This is a genomic window from Pedobacter sp., from assembly GCF_965279535.1.
GTDB lineage: Bacteria > Bacteroidota > Bacteroidia > Sphingobacteriales > Sphingobacteriaceae > Pedobacter.
In genome coordinates this window covers 2,756,328-2,774,780 of record NZ_OZ257244.1, presented here as the reverse complement: position 1 = coordinate 2,774,780, position 18,453 = coordinate 2,756,328, and the positions used below count along the sequence as shown (strand labels likewise).

Here is an 18,453-nt window from a genome sequence, read left to right as displayed (position 1 = left end):
TCGCTGGTTATGAACAGAAATATATTATTGAGTTACATTTTCTTTCTGATAACCTTAGTGGGGTTTTCAGGGTGCAAGGATAGTGATTTAGAAGAAATTACAAAGCTTGAGGTTGATCGTGCTTTTTCTCCAACAGGATTAAGTGCAACGGTAGTGAACAAAACCGGAGTACGATTAACCTGGAAGGCGGTAAATAATGCTAAAACCTATACAATAGAAGTTTTTGAAACGGCAGATTTTTCAGGAAATCCGGTTAAGAAAATTGAAAATATCACATTTGCACAACTCCCTTATACCGTTACCGGATTAAGTGGTGATACACAGTATGCCATCAGGGTTAAAGCTATAGGTGAAGGTGTAACAGATTCTAAGTGGATTACAGCCACAGCAAAAACAGATGCCGAGCAAATTTTCCAGGCTATAAATGCGGCTAAATTAACGGCAAATACAGTGGTGTTAAACTGGACTCCCGGAGAAGTAGCAACCACCATAACACTAGCTCCAGGTAATATTACGCGTACCGTTACAGCAGCAGAAATTGCTGCCGGAGAAGCAACAATTACAGGTTTAACCGGAGAAACGACTTATACTGCTAAATTGTTAAATGCAACAAAAGTTAGGGGTACAATAACTTTTACAACCTTACTTGATTTAGGCGGGGCAATTGCCGTTTATCCAACAGATAACCTGGCCAGTTTAATGGCCAATGCCAAAGCCGGTGATGTATTTGCCCTTTTTCCCGGAACGTACAACATCAATGCAGATGTCACCGTTGCAGCAAGTATTTCCTTAAAAGGAGCAAAACCTACAGATAAGCCCATTATTAAGGGGATGATTGTCAGGTTAAAAGGAAACGCAGGTTTAGGCTTAAAAGATTTGGAAATTGATGGTACAGGAGCTATCGGAGGCAATCAAACCATTATATACGATGAAGCTTCAGACAATGCCTATGGAAATCTAAATATCGAAAACTGCAACATCAAAAACTATGTTAAAGGTTTAGTCTATGTAAATGTGAAAACCTTAATCGAATCGGTTAATATGAAAGGGAATATCATCAGTAATATCGAATGTAATGGTGGCGATTTTATTGATTTTAGAACCGGAATTGCAAAAACTTTAACCTTTTCAAATAATACGGTATATGCCTCTGCACTGGCAAGAGACTTTTTTAGAATGGACGCCGGAGGTTCTACCAATTTCCCGGCAGTAACTTCTATTATTACGGTATCTAATAATACCCTTAATGGTATGTGTAACGGAGCGGCTAACAGGTTGTTATATATTCGTTTAGCTAAGCATGAAATCTATTTTTCTAAAAATATCGTGGCTAATTCCGGAGGTATTTTAACCAATCAGGCTTCAACCATTATTGTTCCTGCCAATTTTACGGCCAATAACTATTACAATGCTCCAACCTATATGGCTGGAAGTGTAACAGCTGGCGCTAAATACGATACCGGAACATTTACCACATTGAATCCAGGCTTTACTGCTCCTGCTACCGGTAATTTTACCATTAGCGAAAGTACCTTAAAAGCAAATGGAATTGGTGATGCCAGATGGAGAAACTAATTAGAACTGAGAAACTGTAAAGATTGATTGTGATGAGCTAGTCGAAGGAACTGATTAAATGCTATTATGGCGTTTCGACGGGCTCAACGTGACAGATTGAATCGAAATTGAATTTATGATGCCAGATGGAGAAACTAATTAGAACTGAGAAACTGTAAAGATTAATTGTCATCCTGAGCTTGTCGAAGGACCTTATTAAGTTGCTATTAGGGCGTTTCGACAGGCTCAACGTGACAGATTAAATTGAATTTATAATGTCAGATGGATAAACTAACTGAGAAACTGTAAAGATTAATTGTCATCCTGAGCTTGTCGAAGGACTTTATTAAGTACTATTATGGCGTTTCGACGGGCTAAACATGACAGATTGAATCGAAATTGAATTTATAATGCAGCCTTTTTAATAATCTATAGTAAATAGTTTTTACCTTTCGTTAACCATGAGATCATCCTTTTTTAGCTTTTTAATACTCCTTATACTTGCTTTTTCTCTTACTAACAGCTGGGCGCAGGACAGTAAGTACCCACCCGAATTAACTGTGGCGCAAGATGGGTCTGGAAACTATAAAACCATACAGGAAGCCATTAATTCTGTACGTGATTTAGGTGAAAAGCAGGTTAAGATTTACATTAAAAATGGTACTTACCATGAGAAGTTAATTATTCCTTCCTGGAAGACCAAAATTTCATTAATCGGGGAAAGCAAAACCGGGACGATAATCACGAATAATGATTATTCCGGCAAGCCGAATAAAACACCTCAAGATGTATTCGGACTAGAGAAGTTTAGCACCTATACCTCTTATACGTTTCTGGTGCAGGGAAATGATGCAGTATTGGAAAATTTAACAATCATCAACACCTCTGGCAGAGTGGGGCAAGCAGTAGCTTTACATGTAGAAGGAGATCGGTTTGTGGCCAAAAACTGTACTTTACTGGGCAATCAGGATACTTTATATGCAGCGACGGAGAATAGCAGACAGTTTTATAAAGATTGTTTTATCGAAGGGACAACCGATTTTATCTTTGGCACCGCCACAGCAGTATTTCAGGATTGTACCGTTAAAAGTTTAAGCAATTCTTATATTACAGCCGCTTCTACCTCGAGCAGACAAAAATTTGGTTTTAGCTTTTTCAACTGTAAAATTGTTGCAGATAGCGCTGTAAAACAAGTATTTCTGGGAAGACCCTGGAGGCCATATGCCAAAACAGTATTCCTAAACTGTAATTTAGGGAAACACATTGTCCCTGCTGGATGGAATCCCTGGAAAGGTGACTTGATGTTCCCCGAAAAGGAGAAAACAGTTTTCTACGCAGAATATAAAAGTACCGGTTTAGGTGCATCAGCCCAAACCAGATTGCCCTGGACAAAACAATTAACTGATCGGGAAGCAAAAAACTACAACCTTAAAAATATATTGTCTGGCACAGACAATTGGAATCCGCTGATTAATGAATAGATAGCAATTATGAAAAAATACTTTTATCCCTTTTTAGCCTTTTTCGTGTTAATTCTTTTACTCTCTTTTACAGTCGTTCAAAAGAAAACCACTGTATACATCATTGGAGATTCTACAGCGGCCAATAAGGAAGCGAAAGCTTATCCGGAAACAGGTTGGGGCATGGCATTGCAGTCTTTTTTTAAAAGCGATGTAATTGTAGATAACCGGGCGTTAAATGGAAGAAGTACCAAATCTTTTCGTGCAGAAAAAAGGTGGGATCCAATAATGGAGAAGCTCGAAGCCGGTGATTATGTTTTTATTGAGTTTGGGCATAATGATGAGAAAGTAGACAAACCAAAAGTTGGAGTTTCTCTTACAGAGTTCAAGGTTAACCTGATTAACTATGTAAAAGAGGCCAGGAGCAAAAAAGCTATACCGGTATTGTTAACACCAATTGCAAGAAGAAATTTTAAAAATGGCGTTTTAATAGATACTCATGGTGATTACCCGCGAATGACAAGGGAAGTAGCCGATTCATTGAAGGTGCCACTAATTGATATGCTGGCAAAAACAGAGAGCTTGCTAAGCCGTTTAGGAGACGTGCCATCTGTTAAATTATTTAATTACGTAGATTCTGGTGATGTAAATTATCCGAAAGGGAAAAAGGATGATACACATTTAAGCCCGGAGGGTGCAAAGCAAATAGCAGGATTAGTGGTTAAAGGAATTAAAGAAAGGAAATTAGGAATCGCTAAGAACTTAAAGTAAAAATCTATCGTCCCGTTGATTTTATGGTTTATTGGTCATTAGGCACTAGTCATTAGGCATTTGTTTATTAGGCAAAGGCATGTTCCTGTTCTTAATTCAAAACATAATCCTTTAAACCTAAAAGGCCCGAAAATTTAAATTTTCAGGCCTTTTTTGGTTACTTATCCTTAGAAAATATACTTCGTACTTAAGAAGTTAGAATCATCGCCTTTCACGATTTCATTTAACAGTTTTTTATTGTCATCAGTAAATTTAGTAGCTACCAAAGAACGAATGGAGAAAGAACGTAATGCGTCTACAACTGAAAGTGTTCCTTCTGCACTGTCTTTTCTGCCGGTAAATGGAAATGCATCTGGTCCGCGTTGACACTGGCAATTGATATTTACACGACTCACCTGATTAACCAGGGGATCAATCAAAGAAGAAATTACAGCAGCATTATTGCTGAAAATACTTACCTGCTGGCCGTGTGGTGAACCAATCAGGTATTCAATAGGCTCTTCTAAATCATCAAAAGGAACTACTGGGATAACCGGACCAAATTGTTCTTCACGATACAATTTCATGTTGCTGTTTACCGGATACATAATGGCAGGATAAACAAAGGTTTCAAAGGTTTGTCCCCCGTTTTTATTCACCACTTTAGCACCATGAGCAACAGCATCATCAATGCATTCTTTTAGGTATTCTGGTTTATTTAGCTCTGGTAGTGGAGTAAGGTTTACGCCCTTTTCCCAAGGCATGCCGAATTTAAGCTTTTCAACTTCGGCTGACAATCGTTTTAAGAACTCCTGAGCCAAACTGCGGTGTACGTAAACAATTTTGATTGCTGTACAACGTTGTCCGTTAAAAGATAGCGAGCCTAAAACGGTTTCAGAAACAGCTAAATCCAGGTCTGCATCTTTAGTGATAATTGCTGCATTTTTAGCATCTAAACCTAAAATAGCCCTTAAGCGATTCACTTTAGGGTGAAGTTTCTTCAACTCATTGGCCACCTTACTAGAACCGATTAAAGTAAGTACATTGATTTTACCTGACTTCATTAACCCCGGAACGATGCTATTGCCACGACCATAAATGGTATTTACAACACCTTTAGGGAAGCTGGAACGAAATGCCTCCAATAAAGGATAGTGCAATAAGGTGCCGTGCTTAGGTGGTTTGAATAAAAGTGTGTTGCCCATTATCAAGGCAGGGATTAACGTAGTAAAGGTCTCGTTTAATGGATAATTGAATGGTCCCATGCAAAGTACCACTCCCAAAGGAGAGCGTCTTACCTGAGCCACAATTCCTTGTTCTATTTCAAAACGGGATGATTGCCTGTCGATATCTTTTAAAGCATCAATAGTCGCATAGATATATTCTACCGTACGATCGAATTCTTTAACTGAATCGGCATACGATTTTCCAATTTCCCACATAATTAATTTGGCAACAATCTCTTTTTGCTCAATCATTTTACGGGTGAAATTTTCTACGCAGGTAATCCGGTCGGCTACACTCATGGTCGGCCATTGCCCGCGGCCATTGTCATAAGCTGCTACAGCGGCTTCTAATGCTTCAGTAGACTCCTTTTCTGTACATACAGGGAAACTTCCAATGCGTTTACGTTTATATCCGTCTGCAGTTTTTACACATACAGGGGAAAAAACCTCATTAAATGGACCAGCCCAGGGTTTCATTTCTCCATTGGAGAGAAATTCCTTTTGGTTGATCTCTTCTTTCAGCCTAAATTCATCTGGAATCTGGCTTTCTTCAACGAAAATACTTTCGAGGTTTAACGTGGTACTCAATTTTAGTAGTAGTTAGGGTTTATAATTGTAAGTCTATAGTTTAAGTATAGATTGGTTGTGTTGCTTTTCACAAAGGGAGCAGGAATCTGCATTATTTACAGAATCCTGCTCTCCATTTAATTATTTTAATTCGATTACTTTATATTTTGGTACAAGCGCTTTCATTACTGTCCAACCGATGAGGTAACACACAGCACAGATAGAGAAAATGATAAAATATCCAGCTTCTTCTCCTTTAAAGCCCATAAATACAATTTGATTTTTTCCGGTATAATCAAACAAGACACCAGATCCTTTATTAATGATAAAAGAGCCGATACCACCAGCCATACCGCCAATTCCGGTAATGGTTGCGATGGCTTTTTTGGGGAACATATCGCCAACTGTAGAGAAAATATTTGCCGACCAAGCCTGGTGGGCAGCTCCTGCAATACCGATAATCAATACCGGAATCCAGTAGGTGATATGGCCTAAAGGTTGCGCGGCTAAAGCCAATAATGGGAAAAAAGCAAAAATTAACATCGCTCTCATTCTGCCTTCATAAGGATTCATACCTTTTTTGTCGACAAAGTAGGTTGGTAACCATCCACCAATAATAGATAATAAGGTAATTACATACAATACAAATAATGGTAATGCGCTTTGAGTAGAATCCATTCCATATACAGACTTTAAGTAAGCAGGCGTCCAAAATAGGAAAAACCACCATACACCATCAGTCATGAATTTACCGAAAGCAAAAGCCCAGGTTTGTTTATACTTGAAACAATCAATGAAAGATACTTTTTCTTTGGTTTCTTCAACATAGTCGGCAAGCTTTCGATCGGCAATTAAATCCTGCTGAATATAAGCTAACTCTTCCGGGCTCACCCTTGGGTGCAATTCAGGTTTGTTATAAACAAATACCCAAAGTCCCATCCAGATAAAACCTAAGGCGCCGATAATGATAAATGACATTTCCCATCCATATGCTTTTGCAATAAAAGGGATCGTAATGGGTGCCGCCAGTGCGCCTACTGTTGCTCCTGCATTGAAAATACTGGTGGCGAAGGCCCTGTCTTTTTTAGGAAAATATTCAGCTGTAGCTTTTATTGCTGCGGGGAAGTTACCTGCTTCACCAACTGCCAGGACAAAACGGGCAAATATAAATAAGGTTACACTTACAGAAATGATCATACCCGTATCGCTCACTGTTGAGAGGGCTTCTTTTGAACCTTCAAAACCTACTAACCAGTTTCCGGTGATGATTCCTGAGGTAGCAATACCACAGAATGCATGTAAGCATGCGCCAACAGACCATACACCAATTGCCCAGAGAAATCCCTTTTTAGTGTCTAGCCAATCCACAAAACGACCTGCGAAAAGCATTGATGCAGCATAAAATATAGAAAATAGTGCGGTGATGTTACCATAGTCATTGTTGTCCCAGTGAAATTCTGGTTTAATGAAGTCGGTCCAGGTCAAGGAAAGTACCTGTCTATCTAAGTAATTGATCGTAGTGGCAAGAAACAGCAATAAACATATTGTCCATCTATACTTACCTATTTTCGGTTGGTTCATTTGGTTAGGTGTGTTTGTGTATTATTATTTACTCTTTTGAATTAAATCAAGTGCTAATTTGGTATTTTCTTCAAGCTCCTCATAAAGCCCTTTGCTCATCACTTCTTTACTGATGAGTTTGCTACCCATTCCAACTGCACATACGCCTGCTTTAAACCATGTTTTTAAGTTATCTGCATTGATTTCTACTCCTCCGGTAGGCATAAACAGCTGGCCAGCAAAAAGATCTTTAATGGAGGCAATAAATTCAGGACCCAAAATATTTGCCGGGAAAATTTTGATTAACATGGCTTTATTTTCCTGTGCAATACTGATTTCTGTTGGAGTCATACAGCCTGGAATCCAAAGCATGCCGATTTTGTTTGCAATTTCAGCTACCGCAGGATTAACAATAGGTGCTACAATGAAATCTGTTCCAGCATCAATAAATGCGTTGGCTTCGGCAGGGGTTTTAATGGTACCGATTCCCAGGTAAAGATCAGGCATCTCAGCATCACGAACTTCTTTTAACTTTTTAAAGTTAGGCAAAGCCGATTTACCCCGGTTAGTGTATTCAAAAACACGAACGCCTGATTTATACAGGCTTCTTAAAATCTCAACACTACCAGCTTCACTATCCTGATAAAATAGGGGAAGCATGCCTTGCTCCAAAATGGCATCTAAAATTTTGTGCTTATTACTAATCATGGTTTATAATTCTTTTTTCTATGTCTGCTACGCTGCTTATTGTGGCATCGCTCGGAATGTATAATTTATCGTATGCTGCCGCAGTGGCGAAATTTAATGTTTGTTTAACTGGAAGGTGGTTATAGAAACCGTAAATCAATCCCGCCATAAAACAATCACCACTACCCACTTTGTCTAAAATCTCATCTGAAACATACTCTTCAGATACTGTGAGTTGATTTTCATTATATATTGCGGTATAATACCGGATGCCTTTACCATGATCAAACCTGAATGTGTTGGCTACAGCTTTACAGGCTGGGAATAAATTCAGGATTTCTTGAGAAGTCGCTGTTGCTTGCGCTAAAAGCGTGTCTTTGGCATAACCCTCTGCTTGTTTTAGGTCTTCATGAAGCGCCGTTCCCAACATTTTATTGGCTGCCCATACATTGCCCATAATCAAAGTGCAGTATCTGGCCAACTGAGGTAGAATGTCGATTGGCTCTTTACCGTATTTCCAAAGTTTTGCACGATAATTCAGATCTAAAGAAATAACAATATTCTTTTTGCTGGCTACTTTCAGGGCTTCTAAACATACGTCAGCAATTGATTGGTTGATTGCCGGGCAAATTGCACTAAAGTGGAACCAGGTTACACCATCAAAAACCTTTTCCCAGTCAATTTGACCAACTTTTAAATCGGCATATGCCGAATTTGCGCGGTCATAAATTACACCAGCATTCTTTAGGTCTTTTCCTTTTGGAAGATAATATAATCCCAAACGTTCACCATGGAAAACCATTGGCGAGGTATCTACATTTTTAGCATTCAGATGGTCGATAATTTCCCTGGTTACAGAATTATCGGGTACAGCCGACAGGTAAGCAGAGGGAACGTTCCAAAGTGCTAATGCAGTTGCTACATTGAGTTCAGCTCCACCAACATAGAAAGGAAGTTTATTTTCTTTTAACCATTGCCCATCCATGTCGGGGCAAATGCGCAAAAGTATTTCTCCAAAACTTAAAACTTTTTCTCCTTTTTTTGATAAGGAGGCTATTTGGTCACTCATTTTTTTGTTCAGTCGGCTTAATTATGCAGTTTATCTCAACTGTAGTAAAAAGTAAGGAAAACGATTGAAACGATCTGATTCTAACATTTTCCTTCCTTAAGCCTTATTTTGGTTAAAATTTAAAGTAATTCTTGGCGTTAAAGTACGAAATATCTTGCACTATTTTGCCAACCCACTCCAGGTCGTTCGGGATTTCGCCATTCTCTATATCTTCTCCAAACAGGTTACAAACGATCCTTCTAAAATACTCATGACGAGGGAAAGAAAGGAAACTGCGGGAATCAGTTAGCATACCCACCAATCGGCTTAATAAACCCATATTAGACAGGGCATTCAGCTGTTTGATCATACCATCTTTCTGATCTAAAAACCACCAGGCAGATCCAAATTGAACTTTTCCCGCAACTGAACCATCATTAAAGTTTCCGATCATGGTTGCGATCAATTCATTATCTGCCGGATTAAGATTGTACAAAATGGTCTTAGCCAGTTTATCCTGATTATCTAACCGATTTAAGAATTTGGATAACATTCTGGCCTGACTAAAGTCGCCGATCGAATCCCAACCTGTATCTGGCCCTAACTGACGTAACATTCTGGCATTGTTATTTCGCAAAGCACCCAGGTGATATTGTTGAACCCAACCTTTTTCATGATCCCACTCTGCAAAATAAACCAGCATAGCAGATTTGAATTTGAGGTTTTCTTCATATGAAATGCCTTGTTTGCCGCGGATTTTACCAAAAATTGAAATAATTTCCTGATCGGTATAGTCTTCGGCATAAATTTGTTCTAAACCATGATCTGAAACCGAACAACCATTCGCTGCGAAGTAATCGTGACGGCTTTTTAAAGCATCGATATAGTCCTGGAAAGTGCTGATGGTTTTATTTGCCACACTTTCTAATTTATTGATATAATCATTTAAACCTTCAATATCATCACTGTTCATTGCCTTATCCGGGCGGAATGCCGGTAGCATTTTGAGTTTAACGCCTTCATCAGCAAGTTGTTGATGGAAATTTAAACTGTCTAAAGGATCATCTGTAGTACACACGGCTTCTACATTCATTTTTGCCAACAAACCACGAACAGAATATTCTGGCGTTTGAAGTTTCGCTGAACATTCATCATAAATCTTTTGTGCAGTTTTGCCCGAAAGGATATCGGTGATGCCAAAATAACGCTGTAACTCTAAATGAGTCCAGTGATATAAAGGGTTACGTAAAGTAAATGGAACCGTTTCAGCCCATTTTTCGAATTTCTCATAATCAGAGCCTGCACCAGTAATGAATTGCTCATTAACGCCATTTGCACGCATTGCTCTCCATTTATAATGGTCGCCGGCAAGCCAAACCTGACTGATGTTTTCAAATTGGGTGTTATTCGCAATCTGCTCCGGAATAAGGTGATTGTGGTAATCAATAATCGGCAGTGATTTTGCAAAATTGTGGTACAGGTGCTCAGCTGTTTTGCTCTGCAAGAGAAAATTTTCGTCTAAAAAAGATTTCATACGATGATGAGGATGTGAGATATGACTTGGTTTAGCATCATATCTGGTTAATATTTTATTTTGTTAACAGAGGACTGTGTGTCACAGTCCTCCAATTGATTTACAGACTCAGGACTCCAGACTAAAGACTAACCCCTCTTTTCCAGGGGATAAAATCGTCTTGATTTAGCAGAACTGCTTTAGGGATTACTTCTCCACTTGCAGCCTTAATGCAATATTCTAAAATATCTTCACCCATTTGTTCGATTGTTTTTTCACCTTCAATCACTGGTCCGCAGTTGATGTCGATGATATCGCCCATGCGCTTGGTTAAGGCATTATTCGTGGCTACTTTAATGGTCGGGCAAACGGGATTTCCGGTAGGCGTACCTAAACCTGTTGTAAAGAGAATTAGGGTTGCTCCCGAAGCGGCCTTACCTGTTGTGGCTTCCACATCATTCCCGGGAGTACATACCAGGTTTAACCCCTTTTTAGTAGCAGGCTCAGTATAGTCTAATACATCTTCTACAGGTGATGTTCCACCTTTTTTGGCGGCTCCAGTACTTTTAATGGCATCGGTAATTAAGCCATCTTTAATGTTTCCCGGAGAAGGATTCATGTAAAAACCTGATCCTGCATTTTCAGCTGCATTGCTGTAGGCCGTCATTAACTGAATAAACTTACGTGCCGCAGTTTCATCTTTAGTCCGGTCAATTAATTGTTGCTCGGCCCCACATAATTCTGGGAATTCCGCTAATAATACCGTTCCGCCTAAAGCTACCAGTAAATCTGAAGTATAGCCAACAGCAGGATTTGCACTAATGCCGCTAAAGCCATCACTACCACCACATTTTACGCCCAACACCAATTTGCTGAGTGGGGCAGGTTGGCGTTCAATTTTATTAATTTCCGTTAAGCCAATAAATGTTTTTCTAATGGCTTCTTTAATCAGTTGTTCTTCGCTTTGCGATTGTTGTTGTTCGAAAATGAATAAAGGTTTGTCGAAATTCGGACTGCGGTGTTTCAAATCTTCCATGAAATCGTGTACCTGTAAGTTCTGACAACCTAAACTTAATACTGTAACACCCGCAACATTCGGATGATCAGCATATGCCGCCAAAAGCTTACTTAAAACTGCCGCATCCTGACGTGTTCCACCGCATCCACCCTGGTGATTTAAGAACTTAATGCCATCTACGTTTTTAAAGATACGATTGGCCGCAGGGTTAGCCTGGGCAATTGAGCTGGCATCTGCATCTTCTAAGTTTTCACCATGCTTGTAGGCTTCAACTAAATGATGGGCATAAGTTTTATATTTATCGGTTACGGCATAACCCAATTCATTGTGTAAAGCTTCTCTGATTACATCGAGGTTTCGGTTTTCGCAGAATACCGTAGGGATAAATAACCAGTAGTTGGCGGTACCTACACGGCCATCGTTGCGGATGTAACCATTAAAAGTACGGCCTTCAAATTTAGAAACATCCGGGGCATGCCATTCATAATGGTATGGGCGAAATTCATAAGCCTCAGAAGCATGTTTCGTATTTTCGGTATCCATTAAACCACCTTTAGGGATAAAATGCTGTGCTTTACCCACTAAAACACCATACATGATAATCGGATCACCAACATTCATATCCTGCATAAAGAATTTGTGCTTGGCATGGATGTTATCTGTTAACACGTATTCATGTCCATCATAGATTACGGTTTCTCCCTTAGTTAAATCCTGTAAGGCAACTAAAACATTATCGTTTGGATGGATTTTTAAAATTCTAGTAATCATTTTAAGCTGTTCTTTCTGAATGCAAGTTACTTAAAGTTTCTTTTGCACCCTTTTTTTGTAATAATTCTACGTATGATTTTACCGCGGCATTAAATCCAGGGTAATTATTCAGGTTTTTATCCCAAAGTCGTCTGTCACCCAGGGTTTGGTCAACAACTGTTTCAGGGTTTTTCCAATACTGGTGTAAGATTTCTGCAAACTCGTCATCTACAGGATAAGTTTTTCCATTAGCGCTAGCAGTATAAACCGCTCCTTCTTTATTTACATTCATAAAAACGATATATGCAGCAACACCCAACGCGGTTAGTTGCGGCACCTCATTTTTTAAAGCATAGTATTTTCTAATCAAAGGAGTGTTGCGCATCTGTAGTTTCGAAGTATAGTTGAGCGTAATGGCTTTCCATTGGTGCTCCAGAGATGGATTGCTGAATCGGTCAACAACGCTGTTTGCAAAATTGATGGCCTCATCGTAAGTAATCGCATCGTTAACAACTGCAGGAGCAATCTCCTCTTTCATCAATTTTAAAACATGATTGGCAAAGGTTTCATCTGCCATGGCTTCTTTAACAGTATTGAATCCTGCTAAAATGGCTAAACCGCAAGTGATAGTATGTGTTCCATTTAACAATCTAAGTTTCAATTCCTTAAATTTATCTATAGATGGAACAATAAAAATGCCTTTATCTGCGTTTGCAAAGGATAAAATTTCTTTAACTTTCTCACTTGATGATTCTATAGCCCAAAGTCTGAAAGGTTCTGCCATGATCATTAATTCATCGGCATAGCCCAATTCTGCTTCAATTTGTTTTTGCTCTGCTTCCGGCAACTTTCCCGGAACGATCCGATCTACCAGTGTTTTGCAAAAATGATTAGCCGTTTTCAACCATTGCTCAAAATCCCAGCCCAGCTTGTTTTGAATGGCAAGGTCTAATAATATATCTTTTAATTTATCTGCGTTATCGCTGATTAATTCAGTCGGAACAATCACCATTCCGCTTTCGGCAGATCCATTAAAGGCTTTATATCTTTCATGTAAGAAGGCCAAAAGCTTGCCTGGGTAAGATTGCGGAGGGGTGTCAGTAATTTTATCTTCACTTTTAACAATCCCAACTTCAGTGGTGTTAGAGATAACAATCTGCATTTCAGGTTGATGTGCGGCTTTTAAAATTTCTGCCCAATCTTGCGAAGCAGATAATACCCTGCTTATTGAAGAGTTGATGCTGTTTTCTTCTACATTCACTCCATCTTCAATCCCTTTTACACATAGAGTGTAGAGGTTGTCTTGTTTTGAAAAAGCGTCAGCACCACCTTTTGAAGTAGATTTTACCACGAGGATACGTCCGTTAAAAATTCCTTTTTGATTGGCTTTATCAATGAAATAATCTGGTAAACCCCGTAATAACACACCTGTACCAAATTGGATTACTTTTTCAGGTAAAGCAAGAATTTCAGCAGTTGGTTTTGTAACCTTCTCGCTGCTGATGTTTTTTAAGTTTTCTTCGTTTAAAATCATGTTAGTGTTGTTTAGTCACTTCATCCCATTTGGGATGGTGATTTATGTTTTATAATCATTGCACGTAAACAATGTGCTTATCCTTTTCTCTTTTTGTAATTATTTTTGGCCATTTGAGGCTAGCCATTTTGGATATTCCTTTTCAATTATTTTCTGCCCCCAGTTACCATACCAGGCATAACCGCTTCTTCTTTCCGGACTTAACTCTTCAAGCTTGGTTTTGATGGTGTTATCTCTGTCGCCGAAAATAGGGGTGTTTTTCTCTATATCGTAAAAACGGGCCCAGGCCATACTGGTGTTATCCGCAACCAAAGCCGCCACCTTTCCTTTTTCTCTGTCAAAACGGTAACCCGCAATTTTGTAGGTATCAAACCATTTTACTGCAGCGGTAATAGCATTTTTCACTTCAGGAGAAGGCTCTTTAATTCCCATCAGAAAGCGCACAATGCCAGCTGATTCGCTTGTACTTAAAGATGCAGGTTCAAAGGCTCTGGCTTTTGCCGGAAGCATGGAGTCTTTATCATATTGCGCTGCCCAAATAGTGAGTATTCCTTTTTGCTTTACCTGTGTTTTCAGGATACAATCTATGCCTTTTGCAACTGCTTTCTCTGCTTTGGGGATATAGTCTGGGTTCACCACCTCGAAATCATTCTTTTTCGTTGCAATATTTTGAAGGATATTGAGCACATTGATCATCGCATCATCGTTGTAAGTAATTTCCGCGCGATATAAAGACTTATCAGGGTAATACTGCGGCCATCCTCCATTCGGATATTGTGCTGCTAATATGAAATCTAAACCTTTTTCTACTGCCTTAAGGTAATTCTTGTTTTGAGTTTTTTTATAAGCTGTAACCAGATAATTAATTTCCCGGCTTGTAGCTTTATTATCAAAAGTGGCATGAAGATCTTTCGTCGCTTTCACTTTAGCCAGCAGCTCAGGGGTTAGCGTTGCTCCATAGTTCACCACACTTTTATCTTCTAATTGCTTAGGCCATCCGCCATTTCCCAATTGATAAACCAGCATTTTCTCTGCGGTAGAATCTGTTGGCTGCTGAGCATAACAAGATGCGATTAAACTGCAGCAAATTATAGTGAATAATGTTTTGATCCTCATGGTGTTATTTCTTAGCAGGTGCTTGTTTAATCAGCCAGTTCACTAAATCGTTGGTGGCTTTAAAGTTTTCAAAATCAGCAGGTAATTTTCTGCCATCTATATACTCATTATAAAACCAGGGGTCGCCCACAGCGAAAACGGTTCCTTTACCATACTTTGCCGTTGCGATAATGACATCGCCATTATCAGTTAAAGCAGCAGCAGCAGGTGTTTTAGCTACTATAGTAGAAATCTCTTTAATGTAAACTTTTTTGGCAGTTTTGAAGATGGTATTTCCAGCAGGGATTTTAATTGCACCTTGCTCAAAATTAGCTCCCTGCACTTTGTTTCGGCTATCTTCGTTGAAATGAATGCCGAAAATTTCAGGCAGTACATTGAATTTTGAAATTTCGCAATTCCCCGCATCATTTAGTAGCAATACCAGTACTCCTCCGGCTTTAACCCACTCGGCCACCTGTTTGGCGTGTGCAGCATTCATAAAGTTCGGATTAGCGGTTTCTTTTTCCGTATCCGGATCAACAATGATGTATATGTTACTTCCCTTTAAATTAGCAGCTGTAGGTGCGGATTTAAGCGTTGAAGTTTTAACCCCGGCATCATTAAAAATCTTGCCGAATAGCGAAAATCCATTGTTATCGTCCTCTTCCCATACATAATGGAAAGGAATTTTATCTCCTGCAGGGCCAGTCATGTACTCATTGTTGAAGAAATTATCAACAGTTACCGTTAATCCCTTACCTGTTTTAGGTAAAGCCGCAATTTCCATTTCAGCAGCAGCGCAGATAAATGAACCTACACCTTTCGGGTCATTGGTAATTACTTTTTCACTCATGTAATATTCAAAACTGCCATCACGATATTTAGGTTTACCTCCCAAACCCGAAACAGAAACTGTTTTGGTAAGGTTAATGCGGTCTGTACCTGCTGATTCAACAAATTCTTTCTTTAAACCAGCAAAACCTTTTTTCGCTGCTACCATAAAACTTGGTGACAGGTAACCTTTGCGCACGCCTTTGGCCAATCCATAAACAAACATGCTCGAAGCCGAGCTTTCTAAATAGTTTCCTTTTCTTGCAGGCATGTCCATGATATCAAACCAAACACCTGATTTCGGATCCTGATATTTTACGGTTACAGTTGCTGTACGATTTAAAATGGCAATTAATTCTGCTCTTTTAGGATGATTTGCAGGGAAATTATCCAGCACATCTACCAATGCCATGATGTACCAACCCATTGCCCTACCCCAGAAATTAGGAGATTGCCCGGTTGTTTTATTTGCCCACCTCTCTGCTCTGCTTTCATCGTAACCATGATAAAGTAAACCCGTTTTAGGATCACGCGATACCTTTTCCATCAGGATAAACTGCTTGGCGATGTCGTCAAAGGCTTCATCCTTCTTCATCAGTTTGGCATATTCAGCATAAAACGGTTCTCCCATATAAAGGCCATCTAACCACATTTGGTTGGGGTAGATTTTTTTATGCCAAAAACCGCCTGCTTTAGTTCGGGGCTGGTTTTGTAACTGATTATATAATTTAGTAGCTGCAGTTAAATACTTGGCCTGCCCCGTAACTTTATATAACAGCAACAGCGAACGCCCGTTTTTAACATTGTCGATATTGAAGTCTTCAGGTTTGTACGTTCTGATGTTACCTTCTTTATCTACATAGGTATCCATTGCATTTTGGATGTACTTAAAATACTTTCCATCGCCGGTATTTCGCCAAACAACAGCTGCTCCTTCCAGCACAACGCCCATGTCGTAAGTCCATTTCGGGCCTTTCGCATCTTTAAGTGCTGTGGTATCCTGAAACAAGGTTTCCATTGCTGTTAGGGTTAACTGCTCCGAAAGTTTTTTTTGAGCAAATCCGCTTTGGGATAAAATGGTTAAACCAATTGCTGCTGCTGTTGTATATAGGAATGATCTCTTCATGGTTATTATTTTGAAATCTCTAATGCATTTTTAATTACACCTTCACCAAAATTGCTTGCTTTCTTAGCCCTTGAGGTATCGGTGCCTGAAATTTTTACGCCCTTTGTTTTCTCGCCGTTGATATCAAACAATAGTTCTGCTCCGGTTTTATATTGAAGGTTACTGATCGTAACATTTGTACCATTCTGGATATGCACGATCGGATTGGTGTCGGCTGTGATTACATTTACATTCTTCAATGAAATGCCCGACGCTTCTATAATTTCAATTCCTTTTTTAGATTGAATGGTAACGTTTTCTAAACTGATGTTCTTGATGTTCATTTCAGGTAATCCTCTAAAAAAGATCGCTTTTTCAGCCCCGTTGGCTACCACATCTTTGATAACAAAATTTCTGAACTGAGGAGTAGCCTCGGTAACCGGAACTGTAATCGTTTTAATTGCTTCACGTTTTTCACCAGCCAAAGGAACCGGATCAACAGCGGCATAGTACATGTCAAATAAAATGGCTTCACCAGGAATATCAATCATGTTAATGTTGTTGATATAGATATTTTCTACAATACCCCCACGGCCACGGGTGGTTTTGAAGCGTAAGCCAATATCAGTACCGATAAAAGAGCAATCATAAACCCAGATATTTTTTGCACCACCACTCATTTCGCTGCCGATAACAAATCCACCATGTGCATGGTAAACAACATTATTTCTAACGATTACATTTTCTGTTGGAACTCCACGTTTACGGCCTGCTTCATCTCGGCCGGATTTAATACAAATCCCATCATCACCCACATCAAAGGTGCTGCCCTCTATTAACACATTTTTACAGGATTCGATATCTACACCATCACCATTTTGTGCAAACCATGGGTTTTTTACCTGAAGGTTTCTCAAAGTTAAATCCTGACAAAGCAGGGGGTGAAGATTCCAGGCAGGTGAGTTTTGAAAAGTCACACCCTCTAAAAGAATTTTTTTGCAGTTGGTTAAAACCAATAAGTTTGGCCGAAGGAAATCTTTTATGTCTTCATAATCTGCAGCTGTTTTGCCAGGTTCAATTACTCCCGCATTCTTAGTATTAGAACCTTTAACCGTTTTTGCCGACGGATACCACATTTTACCATCTGCCCTTACCACTCCGCCAGAAGCTACCAGCTTGTTCCATTGGGTTTCGGTAAGCTTATCTCGCTTTACCATTCTCCAGGCTCCACCATTTCCATCTATAATTCCGCTTCCCGTAATGGCAATATTTTCCAGGTTAACACCTGATAATGGACTTTGGTTTCTCCAGGCCGGTTGACCTTCCCAATTGCCTTCAACAAGTTTATACTGGTTAAAATCTGCAGTAAACTGAAGAATAGCATCTCTTTTTAAATGAAGATTTACGTTACTTTTTAGTTCAATAGGACCTGTAAGCCATAATCCCGAAGGAATTAAAACTACTCCACCCCCTTTTTGACTTACTGCTGCAATGGTTTTGTTAATGGATTGGGTATTTAAAAAAACACCATCACCTTTTGCTCCATAGCTTGTAATGCTGGTTGTATCATTTTTAAACTTAACCTGCTGAATGACTGGTAAACTTTGGTTTTGAGCCACAGCTGCGGTAGTTGATAATAAAATCAACCCGGTTAGAGCTGTTTTAATATGGCTTAAACCCTTTGGGAATTGTTTCATTGGTTGCGCTGTTAAATTATATTTGGTTATCGTAATAACAAGTGTACGGCCTTTGAAG

13 protein-coding genes are annotated in these 18,453 nt (G+C 39.3%); 3 read left to right on the top strand and 10 right to left on the bottom strand.

What is annotated here, in order from left to right:
* The first annotated feature begins 9 nt into the window (after positions 1–9).
* The 3 genes from ACQY77_RS11170 (at position 10) to ACQY77_RS11160 (ending at position 3,785) form a co-directional block, all read left to right on the top strand.
* Positions 10–1,575: a DUF4957 domain-containing protein gene (locus ACQY77_RS11170; RefSeq protein ID WP_421942058.1), complete on the top strand. Its 1,566-nt coding sequence runs from the start codon at positions 10–12 to the stop codon at positions 1,573–1,575.
* 440 nt (positions 1,576–2,015) lie between these two features.
* A complete protein-coding gene (locus ACQY77_RS11165) occupies positions 2,016–3,035 on the top strand; it encodes a pectinesterase family protein (RefSeq protein WP_421942059.1) in 1,020 nt (339 codons plus the stop codon).
* A gap of 9 nt (positions 3,036–3,044) precedes the next feature.
* A complete protein-coding gene (locus ACQY77_RS11160; protein WP_421942060.1) occupies positions 3,045–3,785 on the top strand; it encodes a rhamnogalacturonan acetylesterase in 741 nt (246 codons plus the stop codon).
* Between the two features lie 167 nt (positions 3,786–3,952).
* Here ACQY77_RS11160 and ACQY77_RS11155 read toward each other — a convergent pair whose 3' ends face one another.
* From ACQY77_RS11155 to ACQY77_RS11110, 10 genes are all read right to left on the bottom strand, one after another.
* Positions 3,953–5,578 carry an NADP-dependent glyceraldehyde-3-phosphate dehydrogenase gene (locus ACQY77_RS11155; RefSeq protein ID WP_421942061.1) on the bottom strand — a complete coding sequence of 542 codons (1,626 nt, stop codon included), beginning with the start codon at positions 5,576–5,578 and terminating at the stop codon, positions 3,953–3,955.
* Positions 5,579–5,698: 120 nt separating this feature from the next.
* Positions 5,699–7,138 carry an MFS transporter gene (locus ACQY77_RS11150; RefSeq protein ID WP_421942062.1) on the bottom strand — a complete coding sequence of 480 codons (1,440 nt, stop codon included), beginning with the start codon at positions 7,136–7,138 and terminating at the stop codon, positions 5,699–5,701.
* Between the two features lie 24 nt (positions 7,139–7,162).
* Positions 7,163–7,825 (bottom strand): bifunctional 4-hydroxy-2-oxoglutarate aldolase/2-dehydro-3-deoxy-phosphogluconate aldolase, encoded by a 663-nt coding sequence (locus tag ACQY77_RS11145; protein ID WP_421942063.1) that lies wholly within the window; start codon positions 7,823–7,825, stop codon positions 7,163–7,165.
* Positions 7,818–8,873: a PfkB family carbohydrate kinase gene (locus ACQY77_RS11140; protein ID WP_421942064.1), complete on the bottom strand. Its 1,056-nt coding sequence runs from the start codon at positions 8,871–8,873 to the stop codon at positions 7,818–7,820. The genes ACQY77_RS11145 and ACQY77_RS11140 overlap by 8 nt, the downstream gene beginning before the upstream one ends.
* A 112-nt stretch (positions 8,874–8,985) precedes the next feature.
* On the bottom strand, positions 8,986–10,386 hold the full coding sequence (gene uxaC, locus ACQY77_RS11135; protein WP_421942065.1) for a glucuronate isomerase: 1,401 nt from the start codon (positions 10,384–10,386) through the stop codon (positions 8,986–8,988).
* A gap of 121 nt (positions 10,387–10,507) precedes the next feature.
* On the bottom strand, positions 10,508–12,154 hold the full coding sequence (locus ACQY77_RS11130; RefSeq protein WP_421942066.1) for a UxaA family hydrolase: 1,647 nt from the start codon (positions 12,152–12,154) through the stop codon (positions 10,508–10,510).
* Position 12,155: 1 nt separating this feature from the next.
* Positions 12,156–13,667, bottom strand: a complete 1,512-nt coding sequence (locus tag ACQY77_RS11125) for a tagaturonate reductase (RefSeq protein WP_421942067.1) — start codon at positions 13,665–13,667, stop codon at positions 12,156–12,158.
* Positions 13,668–13,766: 99 nt separating this feature from the next.
* Complete coding sequence (gene pelA, locus ACQY77_RS11120) at positions 13,767–14,783, bottom strand: pectate lyase (protein ID WP_421942068.1); 1,017 nt, start codon at positions 14,781–14,783, stop codon at positions 13,767–13,769.
* 4 nt (positions 14,784–14,787) lie between these two features.
* Entirely contained in the window at positions 14,788–16,719 is a 1,932-nt protein-coding gene (locus ACQY77_RS11115) for a glycoside hydrolase family 88 protein (RefSeq protein WP_421942069.1), read from the bottom strand.
* Positions 16,720–16,724: 5 nt separating this feature from the next.
* The gene (locus tag ACQY77_RS11110; RefSeq protein WP_421942070.1) at positions 16,725–18,395 is read right to left on the bottom strand and encodes a glycoside hydrolase family 28 protein; all 1,671 of its coding nucleotides are present in this window, start codon (positions 18,393–18,395) and stop codon (positions 16,725–16,727) included.
* Between the last annotated feature and the right edge of the window lie 58 nt (positions 18,396–18,453).

Bases quoted from the DNA above. Each gene is read 5' to 3' on its own strand.
- ACQY77_RS11170 (WP_421942058.1), top strand. From the start codon at position 10: ATGAACAGAAATATATTATTGAGTTACATTTTCTTTCTGATAACCTTA.
- ACQY77_RS11165 (WP_421942059.1), top strand. From the start codon at position 2,016: ATGAGATCATCCTTTTTTAGCTTTTTAATACTCCTTATACTTGCTTTT.
- ACQY77_RS11160 (WP_421942060.1), top strand. From the start codon at position 3,045: ATGAAAAAATACTTTTATCCCTTTTTAGCCTTTTTCGTGTTAATTCTT.
- ACQY77_RS11150 (WP_421942062.1), bottom strand. From the start codon at position 7,138: ATGAACCAACCGAAAATAGGTAAGTATAGATGGACAATATGTTTATTG.
- ACQY77_RS11145 (WP_421942063.1), bottom strand. From the start codon at position 7,825: ATGATTAGTAATAAGCACAAAATTTTAGATGCCATTTTGGAGCAAGGC.
- ACQY77_RS11140 (WP_421942064.1), bottom strand. From the start codon at position 8,873: ATGAGTGACCAAATAGCCTCCTTATCAAAAAAAGGAGAAAAAGTTTTA.
- uxaC (WP_421942065.1), bottom strand. From the start codon at position 10,386: ATGAAATCTTTTTTAGACGAAAATTTTCTCTTGCAGAGCAAAACAGCT.
- ACQY77_RS11130 (WP_421942066.1), bottom strand. From the start codon at position 12,154: ATGATTACTAGAATTTTAAAAATCCATCCAAACGATAATGTTTTAGTT.
- ACQY77_RS11125 (WP_421942067.1), bottom strand. From the start codon at position 13,667: ATGATTTTAAACGAAGAAAACTTAAAAAACATCAGCAGCGAGAAGGTT.
- pelA (WP_421942068.1), bottom strand. From the start codon at position 14,783: ATGAGGATCAAAACATTATTCACTATAATTTGCTGCAGTTTAATCGCA.
- ACQY77_RS11115 (WP_421942069.1), bottom strand. From the start codon at position 16,719: ATGAAGAGATCATTCCTATATACAACAGCAGCAGCAATTGGTTTAACC.
- ACQY77_RS11110 (WP_421942070.1), bottom strand. From the start codon at position 18,395: ATGAAACAATTCCCAAAGGGTTTAAGCCATATTAAAACAGCTCTAACC.